Origin of the sequence: Methylocaldum sp. (genome assembly GCF_035627495.1) — a bacterium.
In the GTDB taxonomy this organism is placed as follows: domain Bacteria; phylum Pseudomonadota; class Gammaproteobacteria; order Methylococcales; family Methylococcaceae; genus Methylocaldum.
Window position 1 is genome coordinate 91,060 of record NZ_DASPLO010000195.1, and the last position, 22,431, is coordinate 113,490.

A 22,431-nucleotide genomic window follows, 5' to 3' on the forward strand; every position below is an offset into this window, starting at 1 on the left:
CTAGGAAATTCATTGGGTCCGGAAGTAGCATCCTCCGGGCGTAGAGGCAACTTGACCTTGCAGTTCCAACAATAAAAGCATCGAAACGATAGCTTCCGGCGTATTTCCTGTGGCTGCCACTAGAGTATCCACAGAGGTTGGGTCATACGCAATATATTTCAAGAGTTCCATATGAGGTTGATCGTCTTCCGCTTCAGTTTGAGGTGGAGGCTTGTAGGCTTGGACGGATAACTGCGCCTCAAATTCCTCGATAATATCGTCAACCGTTTGGACCAGCTTTACCCCATTCTTTATCAAGTCGTTGCATCCGCGGGAAAGCGGATTGTAAATCGAGCCGGGAACGGCGAACACTTCACGCCCCTGTTCGGCCGCCAGGCGTGCGGTGATCAAGGAGCCCGACCGTGGGGCCGCTTCGACGACCAGGGTGCCTAAGGACAGGCCGCTGATGATGCGATTTCGGCGAGGGAAGTGATCGGCCTTGGGGCCGGTGCCGGGAGGAAATTCGGATACCAAGGCGCCGTTTCGCGCAATGATTTCATTAGCCAGACTTTGATGCTGGCGCGGATACACTTGATCCAAACCCGTGGCGGCAACGGCTATGGTGATACCGCCAGATTTAAGCGCTCCGGAATGTCCGGAAGCGTCGATTCCCAGCGCCAGCCCGCTGGTAACGGCAAACCCGGCCGAAACCAAGGCCGAAGCGATGTCACGCGCAATTCGTAAGCCCGATGGCGATGGATTTCGGCTCCCGACGATTGCAATCTGTCGGGAGGAAAGGGCGAGGATGTCTCCGTTAACGAAGATCAGCGGCGGCGGATCGGCTATTTCGCGTAATAGCGCTGGATATCGCGGATCGTGTAACGTTAGGCAAGCGCGGCCGGAGGCGCTCAGCCAGCGCAAATCGCTTTCCACTGTTTGCCAATCCGGATCGCGCAGATAGGCGATGGTTTTTTCTTTAAGACCCAAGGCGGCTAGGTCAGCCGCCTTGGTTTCGAACAGTATTCTCGGGGTGTGAAAGTGGGCGAGAATGGCGCAGAATCGTCGGCTTCCGATTAGCGGCGCCCGATGCAGCGCCAACCAGTAGCGCAGCTCTTCAGCGTTTTCCGGAGAAGCTACCGTCAAGGGGTCTTAACAGTGTCGAATACGTGTATCGCGCGGGTTGCGTTCATAACCAGCGCATAACTGACGCGCTCGTAGGGGCGGAAGATCATCAATAAGCCGGCTTTTTCGCTGGGCAGAGCTACGGTTTCACCGGCCCTTTGGCTGACGATATCCCGTACTGGGCGCCCGCTCTGATAAATATCAAGGACATGGCCGGTTTCCATGCCGTCGGCGGTTCCTTTGTCGACTACCACCACCTGGTATTGACCAATCTGTGAAACCCCGTCCACGACGCTGATGATATGCCCTTCGATGTTTTTCAGAGGAGCGTGCGGCTGGAAATAAAGCTCGATTCTTTCTTGCTCAACCGGCAAGAGCCGGTCGCCGATGATGGTTTCACGTTCGGCACGGGTCAAAAGCAGTGTCGCCGGGTCGCCCGTACGCTCCAATTGAGTGTCGGCGACATAAAGCGCTTCATAGCCGAGAACATCGCCGGTAACGGAATCCTTGTAGGCTTGTCCCGGTCTAAGAACGGTAAAAGCCTGGTTGGTGCTGTCTTTAATGGCGCGCACGTAAATCCGGTCGCCGATGCCGCCGACGATATGTTCGCCGGCAAAATTCACAATATAAGGCGCTTCTTCTAACTCGCGTTCATTGACGACTTTTGGCCTGGTCAAAAACTGGCGAATCGCGTCCATCGGGATGAGAGGTACGGCCTGGGCAAGCGGGCTGACTCTAACTTCCGGACTAAGGCGAATATCCGACGGCGTTTCGATTTGTAGACGCGGCTCGCCATTTACATAGCTTAGGGCAATGACGTCGCCCGGATAAATAAGTTGCGGATCACGGATTTCGGGATTGTTCTGCCAAATTTCCGGCCACTGCCAAGGTTTGTTCAAAAACTTGCCGGAAATGGCCCATAACGTATCCCCTTTGACTACGATATACCGGTCCGGGTGATCCGGATTTAGCTGGATTTGATCGGCTAACGCAATGCCGCCGAGCAACCATAAACCAACACCGATAAGAATTCGAAGCGTCATCTTGTCTCCTGCTCGTCACGCATGGCGCCGCCATTCAGGTGGGGAAAGTGCCGGACCCGGCGTAAAAATGTGTTCGCAATAAGGCATGTGCAACTTTCAAAAAGAAATCGGGTCTGTAAGAAACGGCGTTCAAAGTCTAGTTGAATTTCGTTAGAATTCCATTGGCTTAGGTATTTAGCGTCCACGATATAAGTTATGGCCATCTTAACCATTCTTGAATTTCCCGATGACCGGCTCCGCAAGAAGGCGGCTTCCGTGCAACTGGTCGATGAGTCGATCAAACGCCTTGTGGACGACATGTTCGAGACGATGTATGCCGCTCCTGGCGTAGGTCTTGCCGCAACGCAGGTCAATATCCAAAAACGCATTGTGGTAATCGATGTGTCCGAGGAAAAGGATGCCCCGGTTTGCCTGATTAATCCGGAAATCGTGGAAAAAAATGGGAGCGAGGAAATGGATGAGGGTTGCTTGTCCGTTCCCGGCATTTTCGAAAAAGTGGCCCGTGCCGAAACGGTTAAGATTCGAGCGTTGGATCGCAACGGCGACCCGTTCGAACTCGAAGCCGATGGCCTTCTCGCGGTCTGTATCCAGCATGAGATTGACCATTTGGATGGAAAGTTGTTCGTCGATTATCTCTCGCCATTGAAACGCCAGCTTGTCCGCAAGAAACTGAAAAAGGATCAACGGCAGCGGGCCGCGCAGCAGCCGCAGAAAGCACGGGCGGCGATCTGATTTTAAATCTCCCGATACTTTTGGGAGTAGGGTTCGCTCCAGGCGGAGCGAATCCTTCTTTTGTTTTGCGTAACAGCATGTGGTCAGGCTGTTGCGTCGTGGCAATTCACCATTTCCGCTTATGAAAATCGTTTTTGCCGGTACGCCGGAGTTTGCCGTTCCTACCCTGCGGATGCTTTTAAACGGGTCGCATGAGGTATGCGCGGTCTATACTCAGCCTGATCGCCCGGCGGGGCGAGGACAGAAGCTCACGGCAAGCCCGGTCAAACAATTGGCGCAGTGTCATGGCATTCCCATTTTTCAGCCAACGACTTTGAAGGACCCCGAGGAGCAGGAGCGACTTCGGTCGCATAAAGCGGATTTGATGGTGGTGGTTGCCTATGGACTCATTTTGCCTAAGATTGTCCTGGAGATTCCCCGGCTAGGCTGCGTCAACGTTCATGCTTCGTTGCTGCCCCGTTGGCGTGGCGCGGCGCCCATTCAACGGGCCGTTCTCGCCGGCGATGAAGTGACCGGTATTACTGTTATGGCGGTGGAGTCGCGCCTGGATGCCGGTCCTATGTTGCATAAGAAGAGCTGTAAAATCGCGCCCTTGGAAACCGCTGGAGAGTTGCATGATCGCCTGGCCCGGCTTGGCGCGGAAGCACTTGCGGAGGCTTTGCCCGGCATCGAGGCGGAGACGGTGCGGCCCGAAGTTCAGGACGAAACGCAGGTTACTTATGCAGCAAAGCTCGAAAAGTATGAGGCTCGGTTAGATTGGACGATGGCGGCTATAGATTTGGAGCGCCGGGTCAGAGCATTCAATCCCTGGCCGGTGGCTGAAACGCTTTACCGAGGAGAAATATTACGGGTTTGGCTGGCCGAAAGCTTGAACGAGCCTGTTACGGCCGAGCCGGGAACGGTTCTGGATCGTGAGAAGACGTTGGATATCGCTACCGGTAGCGGAGTGCTTCGACTGCTGGAAGTTCAGCTACCGGGAGGAAAGCGGATGCCGGCGCAGGCGTTTCTGAACGCCCATTCGGTTAAATCGGAACGTTTCACTTGATGGTGTCGAATTCACGCGAGCTGGCGGCGGATGTGCTCGTTCAAGTAGTAGGAGAGCGTAGAACGCTTACGCACGCGCTCGAAACCGTTCTGCCTAAAATTCCCCGAGACAATGACCGCGCTTTCGTGCAGGCCATGTGCTATGGCGTGTTGCGCTGGTATTGGCGGCTGGACTATCTGCTTAGGCTCCTGACGCGAAAGCCCATCAAGGATCTTGATCTTCGGATGTTGGCGCTGTTGGGTTTGTATCAGCTTAAGTACACTCGGGTTAAGCCCCATGCTGCGGTAGCTGAGACGGTATCGGCGGTACGGCGGAAAACCTGGGCGAAGCCGTTATTAAACGGAATTCTACGTACGTATCTTCGGGAACAATCGACGCTGGAGGCTCGGATAGAGGAAAACAAGACCGTTTCGGAAGCTCATCCGGAATGGTTGGTTTCGGAAATACAACGAGACTGGCCGGATCAGTACATCGAGGTTCTACGGCAAAACAACGTCGCTCCCCCTCTGGTTTTGCGGGTAAACCGCTTAATGCTCTCTAGGGCCGCCTATTTGGAGCAACTAGCGCAGGCTGGAATTTCAGCCCATCCTTCCCCTGTATGCGAAAGCGCCGTGATCCTCGAAAGCCCGGTGCCGGTGGAAAGTTTGCCGGGGTTCGCCAAGGGATGGATATCCGTGCAAGACGGCGCGGCCCAGTTGGCCGCGCCGCTCTTGGAGCTGAAGCCCGGTTTGCGAGTGCTCGATGTTTGTGCGGCCCCGGGCGGCAAGTTAATGCATATCCTTGAAACCTGTCCTGATTCAAAGGAAGTGGTCGCGATTGATATTTCTCCTGAGCGAATTACCAGGATTCACGAAAATCTTGCGCGTGCCGGTCTGAATGCCAAGGTATTGACCGCCGATGCCGCAGATCCGAAAAGTTGGTGGGACGGGCAGGCTTTTGACCGCATTTTGTTAGATGCGCCTTGTTCCGCCACCGGGGTCATACGCCGTCATCCGGACATTAAGGTGTTACGTACGTCGGGTGACATCCTGGCATTGGAGGATATACAGCGGCGGATTTTGGACGCGGTCTGGTCTATGCTGGCACCAGGCGGGTTGTTGCTTTACGCTACATGTTCTATTTTGCGGCAAGAAAACGAAGTGAGAATCGCCGACTTCCTCGAGACCCATTCCGACGCGCGAGAAATGCCCATTGAGGCGACTTGGGGGGTATCCGTAAATCATGGTCGGCAGATACTGACCGGCGAGCAGGGGATGGATGGTTTTTATTACGCCCGCATAGCGAAATCCTGCTAGTGCTCCGCCGCCTGAATCAATGGAGCTTTCTTATCGGCCTTTTACTGGCCTTCGATGCATCTTGCGCCGATTATGGATTTCGAATCATACGTGCCGAACTCGTGCCTTCCGAGGCCAACTACGTATTGAACGCGGACATCGATTACCGCTTCAGCGAGTCCGCCATCGAGGCCCTCAGGCATGGAGTTCCCCTGACTTTGGTTGTCCGCCTCAAGATCAAGCGCCAGCGCAGTTATTGGTTGGACGAGACGATTTGGAGCGAACTCCGGAAGTTCCGGATTCTTTATCATCCCTTGGGCAAATCGTTCCAGATCATCCACGAGGGCGGAAACACCGAAAGTTTTGCGAGCTTAACGGCCTTGCTGGACGCCATGGGCGCGATCCGTGGCTGGTCGGCATTGCCGGCGGATCGCATCGTCAAGGACAATAGCTACGAAGCGAGCCTGTTGGTGGATTTAGACATCGAGTCGTTGCCGCTTCCTTTGCGTCCGATCGCCTACGTTTCTCCTAGCTGGTATCTCGGGAGCTCCTGGTACCGATGGCGCGTCGCAGATTAAAACCGCCGCTTAGTTTAACGATCCTGGCGCTGTTTTCGGCGCTTTTGGCGTCGCTTCATTTGATGAGCACGGCGACCCAGGATGCATCCCAGCTCGGGAAGATGTATTCGTGGCTGGTGTTGATCAATTCGCTCGGGTCGGTACTGCTTTTAGGCTTGGTCGGGGTCAACGTCTATTGGTTGCTGAAACAACTGAAACGGAAGGCGGCGGGCTCTAATCTCACGGTCCGGATGGTGTTTCTGTTCACCCTGTTGAGCTTGGCTCCGGCTTCCATCGTGTTTTACTACTCCATGCAATTTCTTCAGCAGAATATCGACAGTTGGTTTGATGTCCGCATCGACCAGGCCATGGAGGACGCTCTGCAGCTGGGGCAAGCCGCTTTGGACGAACGTATGCGGGCCGTTTTGAAGCAGACCGAGCAAATAGCGGAAGGTCTGGAGGATTCGTCGGAGTCGATGGTTCCCATTCGCTTGGGAGAACTGCGCGACCATGCCGAGGAAGGCGAGTTGACAGTCTTTTCGAAGCAAGGGCGCATCATCGCGTTTATTGGAAGTCAAACGGGGCGAATCATCCCGGACTTTCCGGAAACGGGAGTTTTGTTGCAGGTGAAGCAGGGTAAGTCGTATGTAGGTCTCGAATCCGATGTTAGGGACAGCTTGCAGATCAGAGCGGTGGTCTCCGTCGCGGGGGATGACACGCAGTACCTACAAGGCATCTATTCGGTTCCGCTGCGTTTGGCGGATCTTGCGAAAACCGTCGAGTCAGCCTATGTCCATTACAAGGAGCTAACCTTCCTGCGCGGGTCTTTGAAGCTGACGTTTTCCCTGACGCTGTCCCTGGTGCTCTTGTTGAGCTTGTTAGCCGCCATCTGGTCTGCCTTTCTCAGCATTCGCCGCATCGTGGCGCCGGTACGGTATCTGGCCCAGGGTACGAGGGCTGTGGCCGAAGGAAATTACGAGAAACGCTTGCCGGTGAAGCGCAAGGATGAGCTGGGCTTTCTGGTCGAATCGTTCAATGCCATGACTCAAAAGATCGCCCAGGCCAGGGACGATGCGCAGCATTCCCGCCAGGAAGTCGAACGTCAGCGCGCTTATTTGGAAACCGTATTGGCAAATCTCTCTTCCGGAGTATTGAGCTTCGACGAATCGATGCGGTTACTGACCGCCAATCAGGCGGCGAACGCCATTCTCCACGCCGAATTCGACAAGAATGTCGGCGCTACCATCGGCGAACTGACGGAATCACAGCCGCATCTGGCCGATTTGATGGAGATCGTCGGAAACCGATTGGAAAAACAGAATGGCGTTTGGCGCGCAGAAATTCCCTTTCTCGGGCCGAAAGGACGTCAGGAACTGCTGTGCCGTGGAACGCCGCTATTCGGTTCGGACGGTGAATCGCAGGGTGCCGTCGTGGTGTTCGACGACGTTACCGCGCTGATCCAGGCTCAGCGGCAGGCCGCATGGAGCGAGGTGGCTCAGCGTCTGGCGCACGAGATAAAAAATCCGCTCACGCCGATTCAGCTTTCGGCTGAGCGCCTCAAGCACAAGCTGTCCAAGAATCTGGAAACAGCCGAAGCCGAAGTGCTGGATCGTGCCACCCGTACCATCGTGCAACAGGTGGAGGCCATGAAGATGATGGTCAATGCCTTCTCGGAATACGCCAAACCGTCCATTATTCAGTTGCAGCGGGTCGATATTGATGTTTTGATCGAGGAAGTGGTCGCGCTTTATCCGCCTCAGTCCGGTTTGGAGTTCGAACTCGATCTGGAGCCGGCTTTGCCTGCGGTTTACGCCGATCCGGTTAGGATTCGGCAGGTTTTGCACAACCTGATCAAGAACGCTCAGGAAGCCTTGGCTCCCGGGGTGTCGGGTAGAATGGACATCAGGACGCAGCTGGCGGAGGAAAACCATCACCATTACGTCGAGATTGAATTGCATGACAATGGTCCGGGTATTCCCCCGGAGCAGGCCGATCGAATTTTCGAGCCTTATGTAACAACCAAATCCAAGGGTACCGGATTGGGACTGGCGATCGTAAAGAAGATTGTTGAGGAACACGGCGGAAGCATCCGGCTGGACTCGGGGCGCGGTGAAGGCGCGCGCTTTATCATAAGAGTGCCCATCGCAAACGAAACGGCTGCGGTGCGTGGACTGGCGATGGAGGTATAAGCGGTGATCAAAGCGAATATTCTGGTGGTGGACGACGAGCCGGACATCCGTCACTTGCTTCAGGAAATTTTGGAAGACGAGGGGTATCAGGTTGCCGTAGCCGAGAACGCGAGTGTAGCGCGTAAGCTCAGAGCGGAGCGCATGCCGGACCTGATATTGCTGGACATCTGGATGCCCGACGAAGACGGCATCACTCTGCTAAAGGAATGGCTGCGGGATGATCAGCTTTGCCCCGTGATCATGATGTCCGGCCATGCGACAGTTGAAACTGCGGTCGAAGCCACGCGGCTGGGCGCCTACGACTTCTTGGAAAAGCCTTTGTCCCTGGCCAAGTTGCTGGTCACCGTCGAGCGAGCGTTGGAAAACGCTCGGCTTAAGCGGGAAAACATTGGTTTAAAGCGGCGGGTGGATATCCCGGTAGAGCCCATCGGCAAGAGCGCGGCCATCGAGCGCTTGCGCGATCAGATCAAGCGTTTGTCGCAGCACGACGCCCGCGTGTTGTTCGTGGGCGAACCCGGCTCCGGGAAAGAGACCTTGGCGCGTTATCTTCACGCCAATAGCCCGCGCCGCGACGGTCCTTTCGTGGACGTAGGAGTCGGTACGATCGCACCGCAGTACTCCGCGGTGGAATTTTTCGGCAGGATGGAAGACGGTCGCATTCATTATGGATTGTTGGAACAGGCACACGGCGGAACGCTATTCCTCGATGAGGTGGCCGACATGGAAGAGGAAACGCAGTTGCGTCTTCTTAGCGCGCTGGAGTCGAGTTCGTTTTCACGGGTGGGCGGCAGCGAGCTCATCAGCGTGGACGTACGCATTATCGTATCAACGCGTAAGTCGCTGGAGGAAGAGGTTCGGGCCGGCCGTTTCCGGCGCGAGCTCTACTATTTGCTGAATGTCGTCACGCTCAAAGTTCCGCCGTTGCGCGAGCACAGCGAAGACGTGCCTGAACTGCTCCGGTTTTATGTGGATTATTTCGTTAGTCGCGAAAAATTGCCCTTCCGGAAGTTTCCCGTGCCCGTCCAGAACTTTTTGCGCCATTATCCGTGGCATGGCAATATTCGCGAGCTGAAAAATCTGGTGCAGCGCCTCTTGATCCTCGGCAGCGGAGAAGAGGTGGAACTGGATGAGGTAAAGGCAGCGCTTGGTGAATCTTTAGGGGAAACCGGCGCAATTTTAAATCAACCCGATTTTTACGATCTGCCGCTTAAAGAGGCACGCGAACGATTCGAGAAGGCTTATCTCGAGTATCACCTGGAAAAATACAGTGGTAGCGTCGCCCGTCTTTCGCATGCCATAGGTCTCGAGCGTACCCATCTGTACCGCAAGCTCAATTCGCTGGGAATTAAATTCAGAGAAAGGCGATAGCACCGTTAGCTTCGCATCTCCCGGGTTTACCGCTTCCCATCTTCGTCTGTTCTAACTTCGGCTCTCAACAATGAAAATAATCATCCTAGGTGCTGGACAGGTCGGAAGCAGCGTGCTTGCCAGCCTGGCGAGCGAGGCTAACGATATCGTAATGATCGATACGCAACCCGCCTTATTGAAGAGTTTGCAGGACCGGTTCGACATCGGTACGGTTCAGGGCAATGCGGCGCATCCCACGGTCTTAAAGCGGGCCGGGGCGGATGAGGCCGATATGCTCATCGCCGTAACCAGTGACGATGAGACCAATATGTTGGCCTGCCAAATGGCGGATATCTTGTTCAAGATTCCGCGAAAGATCGCCCGAGTCCGGGCCATCGAATATTTCAGTTATCCGGGTATTTTCTCTCCGGAAACCATCCCGATCGACGTCGTTATCAGCCCCGAGCAGATCATCACTCAATTCATCGAGCGACTGCTCAAATATCCGGGGGCTTCGCAGGTTTTGGAGTTTGCCGAAGGGCGCGTTCGCCTGGTGTCGGTCAGTGCCCATCAAGGCGGGCCTCTCGTCGGGCGGGAAATCCGTGAGCTTCATCAGCACATGCCCAACGTTCATGCGCGCATCACGGCAATCTTTCGTAACGGCCAGCCGGTGATTCCCAACGGAAAAACCATCATTCAGGCGGACGATGAGGTATTTTTCGTCGCATCGTCCGAAGAAACCAAAGCTGTCATGAGCGAGCTCAGGGAGCTCGAAAGACCTTATAAGCGACTGATGTTCGCTGGCGGCGGGCACATCGGCAAGCGGGTGGCGCAGGCGCTGGAGGGCCGCTATCAGGTAAAGCTTATCGAAAAGGACTACAAGCGCGCCCAGAAAATCGCCGCCGATCTGACCAATACTGTGGTATTGGCGGGCGACGCCTCGGACAAAGAATTGTTGCTTAACGAAAACATCGAGAATACCGACATTTTTTGCGCCATTACCAACGACGACGAAGCCAATATTTTGTCTGCCATGTTGGCGAAACGCTTGGGGGCCCGGCGGGTAATCAGCCTAGTGAACAAGAGCGCCTATGCGGATCTCGTTAACACCTCGTTGGTCGATCTCGTCATTTCTCCCCAGCAGGCAACCATCGGGGCCTTGCTTCGCTATGTGAGGCGCGGTGACATCGTTCAGGTTTATTCCCTTCGGCATGGCGCTTCGGAAGCGATTGAAGCGATTGCGCATGGACGGCGCGGCAGCTCGAAGGTCGTAGGCATACCCATCGACAAGATCAAACTTCCGCCGGGTGTGGTCATGGGGGCTCTGGTGCGGGGCGATGAAGTGATTCAGGTTCATCACGACACGGTGATCGAGGAGGGCGATCACGTCATCATGTTCCTGCTCGATAAGAAATTGATTCCCATGGTGGAGCAAATCTTCCAGGAGGGAGACGCAGCCGCCTGATGCGAGGAGGGTTTTTGCGTGGCTGAAAACGAGCGCGAAATTCGAAGCAAATGGGACCGGATTTACCGCGCGGTTGGCGAGGTAACTCCGGAGCCCGCGCAAGTGCTGGCAGATAATGCGCATCTTCTTCCGCCTTCCGGCATCGCTCTGGACTTGGCCTGCGGGCTCGGAGGAAGCGCTTTATATCTGGCGCAGCGAGGGTTCGATACCCATGCGTGGGATATTTCTCCGGAGGCGATCAGCCGAGTAAACGTCTACGCGCGACAACTCGGTCTGACTCTTCACACCGAGGTTCGGGACATCGTCGGCCGCCCTCCGATGACGGAATTGTTCGATGTCATCGTCATCAGCCGCTTTTTAGAACGGTCCGTGGCCCAGTCTGTTACGAAGGTCCTGAAACCTGGCGGTTTGCTCTTCTATCAAACCTTTATCCGAGAAAAGACAACCGGGATCGGGCCGACAAATCCCGCTTATCTTCTTGATACGAACGAGTTGCTGAGTTTGTTCGGCAACCTCCGGCTCGTTTTTTATCGGGAAGAGGGACGAATCGGAGATATAGATCGAGGCTATCGCAACGAGGCTTTTTTTGTAGGTCAAAAAGCGTACGCGCCGAGTGGTCCGCCGGACTGTTTTGAGTCATACCTTCAGGAGTAGCAAGATGTCATCTGTAAAAAGTCTTCAGCCCCCACAGGCTTGGGATATGTTCAGGAGAAAAGGCGATGCCGTGCTGTTGGATGTCCGTGACCCTTTGGAGTTCTCCTATGTGGGGCATCCGTGCGGTGCGGTGAATGTTCCATGGAAAAGGGCACCGGACTGGAAGCCCAATCCGGATTTTGTGGATCAGGTTCGTCAAGTCGTTCCAAATGCCGACACGCCGTTGTTCGTGCTGTGCCGCAGCGGGCAACGCTCGCTGGACGCCGCTAATGCCTTAACAGCCGCAGGTTATTCGGATCTCACCAACATCGAGCAAGGCTTTGAGGGGCCGCTCGACGAACAGCGGCACCGCAGCACCATGGGCGGGTGGCGTTATCATGGCCTTCCCTGGGAGCAAAACTAAAAGGGAGGAGGCAACCAGTCTCTTGGAAACGCCTTGCGGATGTCGAAGCGAGGAGATTTTCTGGCATCGGATTCGGGGTTCCGCTCTGCATCCGGGTATGAAGACGTGAGTTGCGACAGTCCTCTATAGGCCGTTCTTCGTTTTGCAACATGACGATGTTACTGATACTCGTCTGGTGCGTCTTGAAAACTGCAACGAAGAACGGATGAAGGGTGTTTCCATGCAATTGAGTGACATCACGGTTGTGCTGCCTACGCTAAATGAAGAGAAAAACATCAGGAATTTTCTCGCGTCATTGCCCAACGCCTGTCATCTGATCCTAGTGGACGCTGGGGACGACAAGACCGCGGAAATCGTCGCTCAGCATCGCTTGCCGGAGTTTACTCAAGTTTTGAGGCTGAAAAGCACGATTTCCGAAGCTCGTCAGATCGGTGCGGGTTTAGCCAAAACCGAATGGCTCTTGTTTACGGACGCGGATGTGGTATTGGCGCCCGCTTATTTCCATGCACTCTCCAAATACGCGGAGTTCGACTGTATTTACGGCGCAAAACTATCGCATACTCGATTTCGCCGGTATTACCACTGGTTTGCCTACGGGCAGCGGTTGTCGCACAAAATAGGTATTCCTGCGGCCAGTGGTTCGAATCTGCTGGTCCGGCGCAGTATCGTGACCGATGTTGGCGGATTCGATCCCGAATTGATTTGCAACGAAGATTCGGAATTGGTCTGGCGCATAAAACGCGCTGGTTACCGGATCGCATTCGCACCGGACACGCCGGTATACGCAACGGATCACCGGCGTTTGGAGAAGGGCACGCTCCGCAAGACATTTCACTCCGTTTTCCGGTGTTCACTCCTTTATTGCGACCTAATCCCCGCCCGGTGGCGCAAACTGGATTGGGGTTACTGGTCGCATGCCCAGCAGGGCGAGAGCAGTGCGTCCGCTCAGGACTGAGTAGGCTTTTGAATGTGGTAAAATGACTGGTTTTACCTGGCCCCTGCCTCCATTACCTATCCTTTTCCCGATTTATGATCGAAAAACTTCGAAACATCGCTATCATCGCCCACGTAGACCATGGCAAAACGACCCTGGTCGACAAATTGCTTCAGCAGTCCGGTACCTTTGCCGCCCACGAAAAAGTGGAAGAACGGGTTATGGACTCGAACGCTCTGGAAAAGGAGCGGGGCATCACCATCCTGGCCAAGAATACCGCCCTCGACTGGAACGGCTATCACATCAACATCGTCGATACCCCTGGCCATGCCGATTTCGGCGGCGAGGTGGAGCGCGTCCTGTCCATGGTGGATTCGGTGCTGCTCTTGGTGGACGCGGTGGACGGCCCGATGCCGCAGACCCGTTTCGTGACGCAAAAGGCGTTCGCCTTGGGGCTGAAGCCCATTGTAGTCATCAACAAGATTGATCGCCCCGGTGCACGCGCCCATTGGGTGCTGGACCAGACCTTCGACCTGTTCGACCGGCTGGGGGCGACCGAGGAGCAGTTGGACTTCCCGGTCATTTACGCCTCGGCCCTGAACGGTTATGCCGGCCACGACCCGGATATCCGCGAAGGCAGCATGGACCCGCTGTTCGAGACCATCGTCGAGAAGGTGCATCCGCCTGCAGTCGACGAGGAGGGCGGTTTCCAGATGCAAATCAGCCAGCTGGATTACAACTCCTACGTGGGCGTCATCGGCATCGGCCGCATCCAGCGTGGCACCATCAAGACCAACACCCCGGTGGTGGTGGTCAGCCGCGACGGCAAGCAGCGCAACGCGCGCATCCTTCAGGTGTTCGGTTTCAAGGGCCTGGAAAGGGTCGAAGTGCCCGAGGCCGATGCCGGCGACATCATCGCCTTTACCGGCATCGATGCTCTGGAAATCTCCGATACCATTTGCGCGACCGACTGCGTCGAGGCGCTGCCGCCTCTGACCGTGGACGAACCCACCGTGAGCATGACCTTCCAGGTCAACAATTCGCCCTTCGCCGGTAAGGAAGGCAAGTTCGTCACTTCGCGCCAAATCCGCGAACGCCTCCAACGGGAATTGCTGCACAACGTCGCCCTGCGGGTGGAAGACACGGCCGACCCGGACAAATTCAAGGTCTCGGGACGCGGCGAGCTGCATCTCTCCATTCTGATCGAAAACATGCGCCGCGAGGGCTACGAGCTGGGCGTGTCGCGCCCCGAAGTCATCATCAAGGAGGTTGACGGCGAGCTCTGCGAACCCTATGAATTCGTGACCATCGAAGTGGAGGAGGCGAATCAGGGGGCGGTGATGGAGAAGCTGGGCGAGCGCAAGGGCGATCTGCTGAACATGGTGCCGGACGGGCAGGGCCGAGTACGTTTGGAATATATGATGCCGTCGCGCGGTCTGATTGGCTTCCAGACCGAATTCATGACCGCCACCTCGGGCACCGGTCTTTTGTACCACGTGTTCGACCATTATGGCCCGGTTAAGAAAGGCGATATCGGCCAGCGGATCAACGGTGTGATGATCTCCATGGTGGAGGGTAAGGCCCTAGGCTATGCGCTGTTCAATCTGCAAGAGCGCGGACGCCTATTCATCGAGCACGGCACGGAAGTTTACGAGGGCATGATCATCGGCATCCATTCGCGCGACAACGACCTGGTGGTGAACCCCACCAAGGCCAAGCAGTTGACCAATATCCGTGCCGCCGGCAGCGACGAAAACATCCTTCTGACTCCGCCCATCAAGCTCAGCCTGGAGCAGGCTCTGGAGTTCATCGATGATGACGAACTGGTGGAAGTGACGCCGAAATCCGTTCGGCTCAGAAAGAAGCTGCTTTTGGAGCATGAGCGCAAGAAAGCCAGCCGTGTAGCGTAAGCCTGATTCCGCGCGGCTTAATACTCGAGATTAATGATACCTGCCTTGGCCGTTTGTAAGGTGTTCGAAGCTCCTGTCGGCGGTCAAGGTCACTGAGGTGTGCGGCTCGGCTTTCAGTTAGATATTTTCAGTTAGATATAAAGAAGCAGAAGCATCAGAGCCATTCCCGTCAGCGCGATCTGCCAGCCGATAGAATCCCAGTTTATCCGGAAATGTCCCTTTTGGTCCTGCCACCAGACAGGAGCTGTCAATTTGGCCCGTTGAACAAAGTTGTTCACCTTTTTGAACCCGAAGAGGAGAAAAAGCATTAAAAGTCCGAACCCCAGCCACGCTGTAACTGCCTGAGCTTCATACGGGGTGAGTTCCAGGAGCGCCTCCAGCAAATGCTCCGCTACCAGTTCCATGGTTTCGAGCACGAGTTCTATCGCCGTGATGAGCAGATGCAGCAGCACGTCGCCCCAAAGTATGAGTACGAGCAATCCTGCTCCAATCACTACGGCTTTTTTCATAACTAGTCCTCTTTACCGTGCCTTTTGCGCACCGGTTCTCAAGCTGTCGCACAAAACGTTTGCCGAAGGTCAGGGTTTATCAAGTCCATTTCTCATCGGGTTTCCTGATTTGGCGTATTCCGGGTCCGGAATAGAACGCTGGCCCTATTTTTTTCAGTTTACAGACACGAGCTGCAATCTGCCATTTATTAAGCATCGAATAGACGATTTTCCGTAACGCGAAAACGATCGCATCGCTCTGGAGTGGTCTGCAAATCAGCCGGTTCCCGAACGTGTAGCGGCAGGATGGGCCATCTACTTATTAGAGCGCGAAGCGTGGCCACCGATACTCTCCTTCCTTTAATGGTGAGATGGCTTCTAAAAAACAGGGCAAGGGCATAGGAGTGAATTTACCAGCCGGCTTCTTTTTCCGGGGACGCGCTGATTTTGTGGATGGTTAAGTCGGCACCGGTGAATTCTTCCTCGGGGTCCAGGCGCAATCCGACTGTGAGCTTGAGAAGGCCATAAACCAAAAGACCGCCGGCCACAGCCACGAAAATGCCCAGACCGGTACCGATCAATTGCGATAAGAAACTGATACCGCCGATGCCGCCTAGTACAGACTGGCCAAAAATCCCGGCGGCTATTCCTCCCCAGGCACCGCAAAGTCCGTGCAAAGGCCAAACACCCAGCACATCGTCAATCTTCCATCGGTTCTGAGTCAGAGTGAACAAAACGACGAACAGAATCCCTGCGCCACCGCCTACAACCAATGCACCGATGGGGTGCATAAGATCGGATCCCGCACATACAGCAACTAAACCGGCCAACGGGCCGTTGTGTACGAAGCCGGGATCGTTGCGTCCCATTAGAAGAGCGGCCAAGGTTCCCCCGACCATAGCCATAAGAGAATTCAAGGCCACTAAACCGCTTGCTGCGTTTAGAGTTTGCGCCGACATTACGTTGAAGCCGAACCAGCCGACTGTAAGAATCCAGGCACCGAGCGCCAGAAACGGTATGCTCGAGGGCGGATGGGCCGAGATGTCACCGTTGCGATGATAACGGCCCCGGCGTGGCCCGAGCAGAATGGCGGCGACCAAGCCGATCCAGCCACCCACGGCATGCACCACTACCGAGCCGGCAAAATCGTGGAATGGAGCCCCGAAACCCTGCTCGAGCCAAGCCTGGACGCCGAAATTCTTGTTCCACGCAATGCCTTCAAAGAAAGGGTACACAAACCCTACCAACAAAAACGTAGCGGTGATTTGCGGGTTGAATTTGGCGCGTTCGGCAATGCCGCCGGACACGATAGCAGGGATAGCGGCTGCGAAGGTTAGCAAGAAGAAAAACTTGACCAATTCATAGCCGTTGTTTTGAGCCAACTGAGCCGCCCCATCGAAAAATTGGACGCCGTACGCGATGTAATAGCCGATGAAAAAATAGGCCACGCTAGACACGGCGAAGTCCGACAGGATTTTTACCAAGGCATTGACTTGATTCTTGCGGCGGACGGTGCCGACTTCCAGAAAGGCGAAACCGGCGTGCATCGCGAGCACCATGATCGCGCCGAGTAGCACGAACAATACATCATTGGTTTTGCTGACAGTTTCCATAAACGAGCTCTCTGATTTCAGGATGGGGTGTCGTAAGCAAAAAGCAGGCCTTTATGCTTCCGCGGCGTATGAGCCCAATGTGGGGCGTTCCTTCCCGAAACGGTGCGCCATTGCGTGATCCGATATGGTGCGTATGTTCCTGATGTGCACCAGAGAGGATCAGTCATTCGCGCGGAATAGGTTAATGCACGTAGATCTATTGTCTGAATCGATTCCTTTTCTCGGTGTCATACTCAGGAGTGTTTCGAAAACGAAACGCATTCCTTTAGAACAGACTTATTTTTGGACAGGAGGCGTTATGGCCGTCAAGCTCTTTGACTCGAGGGGCGTTTCCCTTGAAAAGCAAAGGTTCACATGGAAAGACATGGTTCAGAAGCCGATCAGCAAGCTCGACGACGAGGCGTTCACACGGGTCAGAATCATCCTCATGAACGGATTGGAAACGGAGGCGCTACGTTTTCAGCACCTTTGCGCGCGGATGAACAAAGAACTTCAGGTGCCGCTGGCGAAGGTCAGGCGCGTCGAGCAGCACCAGCAAACCACCGTCAATTGGCTCATTTCCTCAGACCACTCGCCTTTGGAGACCACCATCGCCTATGAACAGGTAGCCGTCGAGGTCACGGCTGCGGTGGCGCAAAACGAGCCTGAGCCGTATCTCGCGCAGGTCTACCGCTTTGGATTATTGGAGGATTTTGACCATCTCTATCGTTATTCGGCGCTGCTGGATCGGCTGGAAGGCAAGGATGCGAATAACATCTTGCAATCCCATACAGACATCATTCCCGGACGACCTACGGCGGATGAACATCGGGCGCCGGAGAACGATCTGCGGGACCATTACGATCGCGCGAAAGCGGCCGCCGTCACCAAGCTTCATGCTACGACGATCATGGCCGCCGAGTATCAGACCCACGATTTCTACGCCAATATCGGGCCGATGTATGCCGATCCGGTCGCCCGCCAGTTGTACGCGGAGATCGCCTCGATCGAAGAGCAACACGTTACCCAGTACGAATCGATCATAGATCCCACCGAAACCTGGCTGGAGAAATGGCTGCTGCACGAGGCAACCGAGGCGTATAACTACTACAGCTGTGTGGAACAGGAGACAAATCCGCGTATCAAGGCCATTTGGGAGCGATTCCTGGACTATGAGCTAGGACACGTCGCCTATGTGTCAGAGCTGTTCAAAAAGCATGAGAGAAGGGATCCGACTGAGATCATTTCGGATACATTGCCCGACCCCATCCCATTCAAGAGCAACCGCGAATTCGTACGCAAGGTACTCAGCCAAGAAGTCGGCTTGCGTACTCGCGGCACCCAGTTCGTCGACAAAGCCCAGGAAGACCCGGCATCGCTGGATTATCGGCAGCAGATGAATTCCCAGGGCTCGCCGTCTCAAGCGGTGGCGGCGGGATACCAATGGTCTCCCGGGACCGAGCTGAATCGCAAGATCGCATAATCACGAAAAGCCTTGCAAGGAGTTGAACGATGGATCAATCAATCGAAATGACCATGAAGAATCGAACCGGCATCGGTATGTCACCTGTAGACAGCCAACGAATGATCGAGGCGGCAAATAATACCCCGCCAAGCTCCTCGGGAGACGAGTCGGCGCTGGCTATGGTTGACAGCACCTACATCCAGGGAGCTGAACCGGTGGGCTCGGTGCCTATGCCAGGCACCATGAAGGGTGCGGTCCAGGCAGCCGTCAACAAGCTTACCGGCAAACATCCCGAGGTCCTGATCGATAAGCTGGGGGAGCGCCTGGCGTTCGAGCGCACCGGTACACGGCTCTACGATTATCTCATTACCAAGTGTGAAACAACGGCGCAGGCCGATTCGCCGATCTCCGTCGATACGCTCAGGCGTTTTAGGCGGGAGGAGGCACAGCATTTTAAACTGGTCGCAAAGGCGCTAGAGTCCCTAGGGGCCGACCCGACTACACAGACCCCTGGCGCCGATGTTAGCGCAGTAGCGTCAAGCGGAGTGCTTCAGGTTATGAGCGATCCGCGCACCTCCGTCGATCAATCCTTGGAAGCAATACTCACCGCTGAGCTTGTCGATCACGCAGGCTGGGAACTACTCATCAGGTTGGCCGGTGAGATGGGGCTTGATGACATGGCCACCGATTTTCGGGCGGCACTCGCGGAGGAAGATGATCATCTGATGCAAGTACGCCAGTGGCATGAACAATCCACTCTGGCGCAAGCGGGCGTATAGGCGGCCTAATATCACTCTATGCGGCCGTCTCGGTATTTGCCACCTTTTTTTCAAGGTAAGCCTTGGTACGAGGCGGTCGCGTAGTCTTTCGATTCGATTAATGCGGAAAGCTAAAAGGGGCTTCTACAAGTAAGGCGGACAAGTTTCCATTTGCGCGGCGCACCTGTCGACTAAGGCGCCGCGCAACGGATATAGGCAAGAAGAAGGCAGGCCGGCCTATTTCTTTAGGCTACGGTATAACGAGGTTGCTAAATTGACGGCTTGGTCGAACAGGCTTTTACCAAGGCTTGCTCCATAGATTACGACATCCTTTGAGCTCATGCCTTTGAAGCGCTGTTTGAAATTGCTCACTAAAAACGGCGTCGCGAACAAACCAAGAGCTATGCCAATGATAAATGTGCCGGTATGGGAGGAGGGCTGTGATGCCGGTGACGGCTGAGCCACTACGGGTTGGGTAGCCACGGGCTGCACTGAGGAAGTGGCAGCTACCGTTTGAGTCGGGTCGTAGTTATCGGGAATGGCGAAGTCGGTCAAGCCGGGAATGCTTGGGAACGTGCCGCCTCCTTTGCCCACGACCAGTTGTCCTTTCATTCCCTTTTCCATATGTTGGGCAATGTCGCAGTGTACCAGATAGGTCCTGTCTTCCTTCGGCAGGATCAGCGTACCGCTTATCTTGCCCGGGCCGGTTACTTCCAAGTGGAACATGCCCTTGTCGTACATAAACTTCGGTAGTCCATGCATCATCCACTGATGACGAACATTATCCTCGTTGATGAAATGCACGGTGAGTCGCGTGCAGGGTTTGACGCGCCACTCCTGTTTGTCGAAAGCGAACATGGTGCCGGGAAAGTTCTTGGCGTATTTGTGGCCGGCTCTTACGGTGATCTCCGAGTCTTCGCTGATTTTGTTGCAGCCTCCGGGCAGTTTGTCCTTGTTTTGACCCATCACCATGCCGCCATCCATGTCCATAAGGTGGCCATCGCCGTGATCCATCAACATCTTGTGTTCTACGATTTCCCGTTGTTCCGCGGCAAAAGCCGACGAAGCGGTCAGGAAAGCGCTGAAAAGTATGAAATGCGTGAACTTTGACATGACGATCGGATGCCTCAATGCTTGCCTTTGGCTTGGGATGCGAGTTGGCTGATCATTGCGAGCACGCGCTCTCGGTATAGATAGAGCACATAACCTGCAATACCGAGCAGCAGTCCACTGAAAAGGCTGCTCCATGGACTGGACGATTGATCCGGCGCAACCGAGGCGGATTTAGCCAGCGCCACGTTCGTGGAAGCCGCTGCTTGCATGCCAGCAGGTTCGGCCAGACTACCCCACTCGTCTGCCCAATCTTGCCAGACCGGTATTTTTCTTTCCCAGAATTCCTTGGTGAAATATGGTTTCAGGTCCATGCCGTGGGTCTTGGGCGTACCGTTTTCATCCAGGTAGGATTTATACACGATGAGGCTTATGCTGCCGCCTTCACCCATGCCGTTGGTGGTAAAGGACTTTTCAACGTGGTCGTGAAACATCCAGACACCCGATCCAAAGCTGTGCAAACCGTCATCCGTCGTGTTTATCGACAGGTCCAGCCGTTGGGCCGGGGCCATCATGTAAACGTCACGGGTAACCTGAGCGCTGGGGTTCTGTTCAACGCCGTCATAGTGGGTTTCCGTGGCCTTATGGCCGTGCGTATGAAGCGCAAGTGTCTCCGTATGGCCGTTGAGAACGCGCAGCTTGATCTTCTCGTTAGGGTTCACCGTAATAAGGGATTCCCGAAGGGTATACGGGAAGGATCGTCCGTTCAGAACAAAGTAGTCGTCGCTCGCATCGGTGATGTCGTACTCCTGGTTCATCGCTCTCGCGATCAGGCGGGGATCGTTGGCCGACTGCGGGAGCTTGTGCAGCTCTTTGTCGATCGACTGGTAATGTAGGTCGTATTCCTGGCTGTATTTTTCGGATACGGCCACAGAAGGATGACGGACTTGGCCGGCGCCTACGTTGAAGGTTTGAACCCAGTTGTTCGGTCTGTTCTCTTCCACGATAAACATGCCTGCAAGCCCCATCGGAATATGCGTATGGGGTTGGACGTGGCAATGGTAATACATGGTGCCGGGCTGGCGCGGCTTAATCACGTAAGTCTTGCTTTGGCCCGGCATGATATCCATTTGACTGGTTTGACCTACGCCGTCGTTGCCCTCGCCGCCGTGGTCCATGTAGGGGTGGTCGACGCCGTGGAGATGTATTGAGTGGGGGAAATAATGGGTATTCTCCACCACCAGCCAGACCACGTCGCCTTGTTCAACGCGGATTGGTGCGGACGGCATGCGCAGCATGGGATTTGCTTCCACGCTGGCGAAGCTACGCGTCGACATATCGCGGGTTTTCGGAGCGAAGACCCAGAAGCTAGGTTGTATGCCGGGTGCGATATCGAAGGTGGGCACTACACCGGCGAAATCGGGCGAGTGCCCATTTACTTCCATGATTTCAAGTTTAATGATGATATGGTCGGGATCGCCGTCGTTGTCCATATCATTGGTTTTTGTGATCGCGTCCGCGGCCAGGCTGGACGTATCCATGATCGTTTGCATGGATATGTTATTGGTCCCCTTCACGAAGGCCGCGACATCGGCCGGATTATCCGGGTTGCAGACCCTCGACTCTTGAATGGTTACGCCCTCGATGACCTGCGCTTTACGCCATTCACCGGGAGCCCCGCTATTACAGAAAGGCTCTGCCTCGCCGACCTGAACTTTGGCGCTGGGTGGTGGAGTAGTAACCGCTCCGGCGACAGTGGATAAGGTCGATAAGGCGGAACCAAACAAGAATACGAGGGAACGTGTCTGCATTTTGAGTACCGTTGGGAACAGAGATTCGAAGACTTGACTAAGACTTGAAACGAACTGGCATTAGTCAGTCAATCCCACTTGAAAGTTCCTAAGATTTTTTCAGCATCCGATCGACGGCGCCTTTGAATGATGCATTGGAAAGATAAAAGATATAGCCGATTGCGATCAGAATCACGGCGATCACCACGTAGGTGCTGGTTGCAATTCCGGTTGCCGAAGCTCCGACGGCAAAAGGTACGTGGGCGTCTACTTTTTGTCCTTCATTGACCAGGGTCACGTGCGCTAGGTAATCGCCCGCTTCGGTGAAGTTGATCGTGGTGTTGGCCGTGCCGGTCGGATAGGTCGACGGCTCTTTGTAAAAAACGCGGGTTCCCTGAGGTTCTTTGGTAATTTCAAATTCAACCGTCATGTTCCGCAGCGCTTTTCCCTCGTAGTCGAACACCAAGGTGGCCGAACCCACTTCAGGAATGGAGTTGCAGTATTCTGTTGTTCCGGCTATCTGCGGTTGATAAGCGGTAAAATGCACCCAGTGGGGGCCAACCGGAATACGGCAAGCATCCAAATCGACGCCCGAAGCTCCTCCGTGCGCCCAGCTCGATACGGGGATCACGGC

General features: G+C 55.0%; 20 protein-coding genes. 13 read left to right on the forward strand and 7 right to left on the reverse strand.

Features of this window, described 5'->3' with window-relative positions:
- Positions 1–9: 9 nt before the first annotated feature.
- Positions 10–1,122: a DNA-processing protein DprA gene (dprA, locus tag VEB01_RS18660; protein WP_324878091.1), complete on the reverse strand. Its 1,113-nt coding sequence runs from the start codon at positions 1,120–1,122 to the stop codon at positions 10–12.
- Positions 1,119–2,144 (reverse strand): LysM peptidoglycan-binding domain-containing protein, encoded by a 1,026-nt coding sequence (locus tag VEB01_RS18665; RefSeq protein ID WP_324878093.1) that lies wholly within the window; start codon positions 2,142–2,144, stop codon positions 1,119–1,121. Before VEB01_RS18665 ends, dprA begins: the two co-directional genes overlap by 4 nt.
- 195 nt (positions 2,145–2,339) lie before the next feature.
- Here VEB01_RS18665 and def point away from each other — a divergent pair, with 195 nt between their 5' ends.
- From def to typA, 11 genes are all read left to right on the forward strand, one after another.
- Positions 2,340–2,876 (forward strand): peptide deformylase, encoded by a 537-nt coding sequence (gene def, locus VEB01_RS18670; RefSeq protein ID WP_324878095.1) that lies wholly within the window; start codon positions 2,340–2,342, stop codon positions 2,874–2,876.
- Positions 2,877–2,997: 121 nt separating this feature from the next.
- Positions 2,998–3,921, forward strand: coding sequence for a methionyl-tRNA formyltransferase (gene fmt / locus VEB01_RS18675; RefSeq protein ID WP_324878097.1), 924 nt, complete (start codon positions 2,998–3,000; stop codon positions 3,919–3,921).
- On the forward strand, positions 3,921–5,216 hold the full coding sequence (gene rsmB, locus VEB01_RS18680) for a 16S rRNA (cytosine(967)-C(5))-methyltransferase RsmB (RefSeq protein ID WP_324878099.1): 1,296 nt from the start codon (positions 3,921–3,923) through the stop codon (positions 5,214–5,216). Before fmt ends, rsmB begins: the two co-directional genes overlap by 1 nt.
- Complete coding sequence (locus tag VEB01_RS18685; RefSeq protein WP_324878101.1) at positions 5,216–5,773, forward strand: DUF4390 domain-containing protein; 558 nt, start codon at positions 5,216–5,218, stop codon at positions 5,771–5,773. The genes rsmB and VEB01_RS18685 overlap by 1 nt, the downstream gene beginning before the upstream one ends.
- Before the next feature lie 62 nt (positions 5,774–5,835).
- Positions 5,836–7,941 carry a sensor histidine kinase gene (locus VEB01_RS18690; protein WP_414675518.1) on the forward strand — a complete coding sequence of 702 codons (2,106 nt, stop codon included), beginning with the start codon at positions 5,836–5,838 and terminating at the stop codon, positions 7,939–7,941.
- A gap of 3 nt (positions 7,942–7,944) precedes the next feature.
- Positions 7,945–9,309: a sigma-54-dependent transcriptional regulator gene (locus VEB01_RS18695; protein ID WP_324878104.1), complete on the forward strand. Its 1,365-nt coding sequence runs from the start codon at positions 7,945–7,947 to the stop codon at positions 9,307–9,309.
- 70 nt (positions 9,310–9,379) lie between these two features.
- Positions 9,380–10,753, forward strand: a complete 1,374-nt coding sequence (gene trkA / locus VEB01_RS18700; protein ID WP_324878105.1) for a Trk system potassium transporter TrkA — start codon at positions 9,380–9,382, stop codon at positions 10,751–10,753.
- Positions 10,754–10,771: 18 nt separating this feature from the next.
- Complete coding sequence (locus VEB01_RS18705) at positions 10,772–11,407, forward strand: class I SAM-dependent methyltransferase (RefSeq protein WP_324878107.1); 636 nt, start codon at positions 10,772–10,774, stop codon at positions 11,405–11,407.
- Between the two features lie 4 nt (positions 11,408–11,411).
- Positions 11,412–11,810 (forward strand): rhodanese-like domain-containing protein, encoded by a 399-nt coding sequence (locus VEB01_RS18710; protein ID WP_324878109.1) that lies wholly within the window; start codon positions 11,412–11,414, stop codon positions 11,808–11,810.
- Positions 11,811–12,015: 205 nt separating this feature from the next.
- A complete protein-coding gene (locus tag VEB01_RS18715) occupies positions 12,016–12,765 on the forward strand; it encodes a glycosyltransferase (protein ID WP_324878111.1) in 750 nt (249 codons plus the stop codon).
- A gap of 74 nt (positions 12,766–12,839) precedes the next feature.
- Complete coding sequence (typA, locus tag VEB01_RS18720) at positions 12,840–14,654, forward strand: translational GTPase TypA (RefSeq protein ID WP_324878113.1); 1,815 nt, start codon at positions 12,840–12,842, stop codon at positions 14,652–14,654.
- A 131-nt stretch (positions 14,655–14,785) separates the two neighbouring features.
- Here the strand turns inward: typA and VEB01_RS18725 are convergent, their stop codons facing one another.
- Together VEB01_RS18725 and VEB01_RS18730 are read right to left on the reverse strand one after the other, a co-directional pair.
- Positions 14,786–15,163: a hypothetical protein gene (locus VEB01_RS18725; RefSeq protein WP_324878115.1), complete on the reverse strand. Its 378-nt coding sequence runs from the start codon at positions 15,161–15,163 to the stop codon at positions 14,786–14,788.
- Between the two features lie 389 nt (positions 15,164–15,552).
- The gene (locus VEB01_RS18730) at positions 15,553–16,755 is read right to left on the reverse strand and encodes an ammonium transporter (protein ID WP_324878117.1); all 1,203 of its coding nucleotides are present in this window, start codon (positions 16,753–16,755) and stop codon (positions 15,553–15,555) included.
- A 298-nt stretch (positions 16,756–17,053) separates the two neighbouring features.
- On the opposite strand from VEB01_RS18730, the gene VEB01_RS18735 reads away from it, so the two are divergent.
- Together VEB01_RS18735 and VEB01_RS18740 are read left to right on the forward strand one after the other, a co-directional pair.
- Positions 17,054–18,217: a hypothetical protein gene (locus tag VEB01_RS18735; protein ID WP_324878119.1), complete on the forward strand. Its 1,164-nt coding sequence runs from the start codon at positions 17,054–17,056 to the stop codon at positions 18,215–18,217.
- A 29-nt stretch (positions 18,218–18,246) separates the two neighbouring features.
- Complete coding sequence (locus VEB01_RS18740; protein ID WP_324878120.1) at positions 18,247–18,978, forward strand: ferritin-like domain-containing protein; 732 nt, start codon at positions 18,247–18,249, stop codon at positions 18,976–18,978.
- A 216-nt stretch (positions 18,979–19,194) separates the two neighbouring features.
- Here the strand turns inward: VEB01_RS18740 and VEB01_RS18745 are convergent, their stop codons facing one another.
- The 3 genes from VEB01_RS18745 to VEB01_RS18755 form a co-directional block, all read right to left on the reverse strand.
- Complete coding sequence (locus tag VEB01_RS18745; protein WP_324878121.1) at positions 19,195–20,070, reverse strand: cupredoxin domain-containing protein; 876 nt, start codon at positions 20,068–20,070, stop codon at positions 19,195–19,197.
- A 14-nt stretch (positions 20,071–20,084) separates the two neighbouring features.
- Positions 20,085–21,818, reverse strand: a complete 1,734-nt coding sequence (locus VEB01_RS18750; RefSeq protein ID WP_324878123.1) for a multicopper oxidase domain-containing protein — start codon at positions 21,816–21,818, stop codon at positions 20,085–20,087.
- Between the two features lie 88 nt (positions 21,819–21,906).
- Positions 21,907–22,428 carry a hypothetical protein gene (locus VEB01_RS18755; RefSeq protein WP_324878125.1) on the reverse strand — a complete coding sequence of 174 codons (522 nt, stop codon included), beginning with the start codon at positions 22,426–22,428 and terminating at the stop codon, positions 21,907–21,909.
- Between the last annotated feature and the right edge of the window lie 3 nt (positions 22,429–22,431).

Bases quoted from the DNA above. Each gene is read 5' to 3' on its own strand.
- VEB01_RS18665 (WP_324878093.1), bottom strand. From the start codon at position 2,144: ATGACGCTTCGAATTCTTATCGGTGTTGGTTTATGGTTGCTCGGCGGC.
- def (WP_324878095.1), top strand. From the start codon at position 2,340: ATGGCCATCTTAACCATTCTTGAATTTCCCGATGACCGGCTCCGCAAG.
- fmt (WP_324878097.1), top strand. From the start codon at position 2,998: ATGAAAATCGTTTTTGCCGGTACGCCGGAGTTTGCCGTTCCTACCCTG.
- rsmB (WP_324878099.1), top strand. From the start codon at position 3,921: ATGGTGTCGAATTCACGCGAGCTGGCGGCGGATGTGCTCGTTCAAGTA.
- VEB01_RS18690 (WP_414675518.1), top strand. From the start codon at position 5,836: ATGAGCACGGCGACCCAGGATGCATCCCAGCTCGGGAAGATGTATTCG.
- trkA (WP_324878105.1), top strand. From the start codon at position 9,380: ATGAAAATAATCATCCTAGGTGCTGGACAGGTCGGAAGCAGCGTGCTT.
- VEB01_RS18710 (WP_324878109.1), top strand. From the start codon at position 11,412: ATGTCATCTGTAAAAAGTCTTCAGCCCCCACAGGCTTGGGATATGTTC.
- VEB01_RS18715 (WP_324878111.1), top strand. From the start codon at position 12,016: ATGAAGGGTGTTTCCATGCAATTGAGTGACATCACGGTTGTGCTGCCT.
- typA (WP_324878113.1), top strand. From the start codon at position 12,840: ATGATCGAAAAACTTCGAAACATCGCTATCATCGCCCACGTAGACCAT.
- VEB01_RS18725 (WP_324878115.1), bottom strand. From the start codon at position 15,163: ATGAAAAAAGCCGTAGTGATTGGAGCAGGATTGCTCGTACTCATACTT.
- VEB01_RS18730 (WP_324878117.1), bottom strand. From the start codon at position 16,755: ATGGAAACTGTCAGCAAAACCAATGATGTATTGTTCGTGCTACTCGGC.
- VEB01_RS18735 (WP_324878119.1), top strand. From the start codon at position 17,054: ATGGCCGTCAAGCTCTTTGACTCGAGGGGCGTTTCCCTTGAAAAGCAA.
- VEB01_RS18740 (WP_324878120.1), top strand. From the start codon at position 18,247: ATGGATCAATCAATCGAAATGACCATGAAGAATCGAACCGGCATCGGT.
- VEB01_RS18745 (WP_324878121.1), bottom strand. From the start codon at position 20,070: ATGTCAAAGTTCACGCATTTCATACTTTTCAGCGCTTTCCTGACCGCT.
- VEB01_RS18750 (WP_324878123.1), bottom strand. From the start codon at position 21,818: ATGCAGACACGTTCCCTCGTATTCTTGTTTGGTTCCGCCTTATCGACC.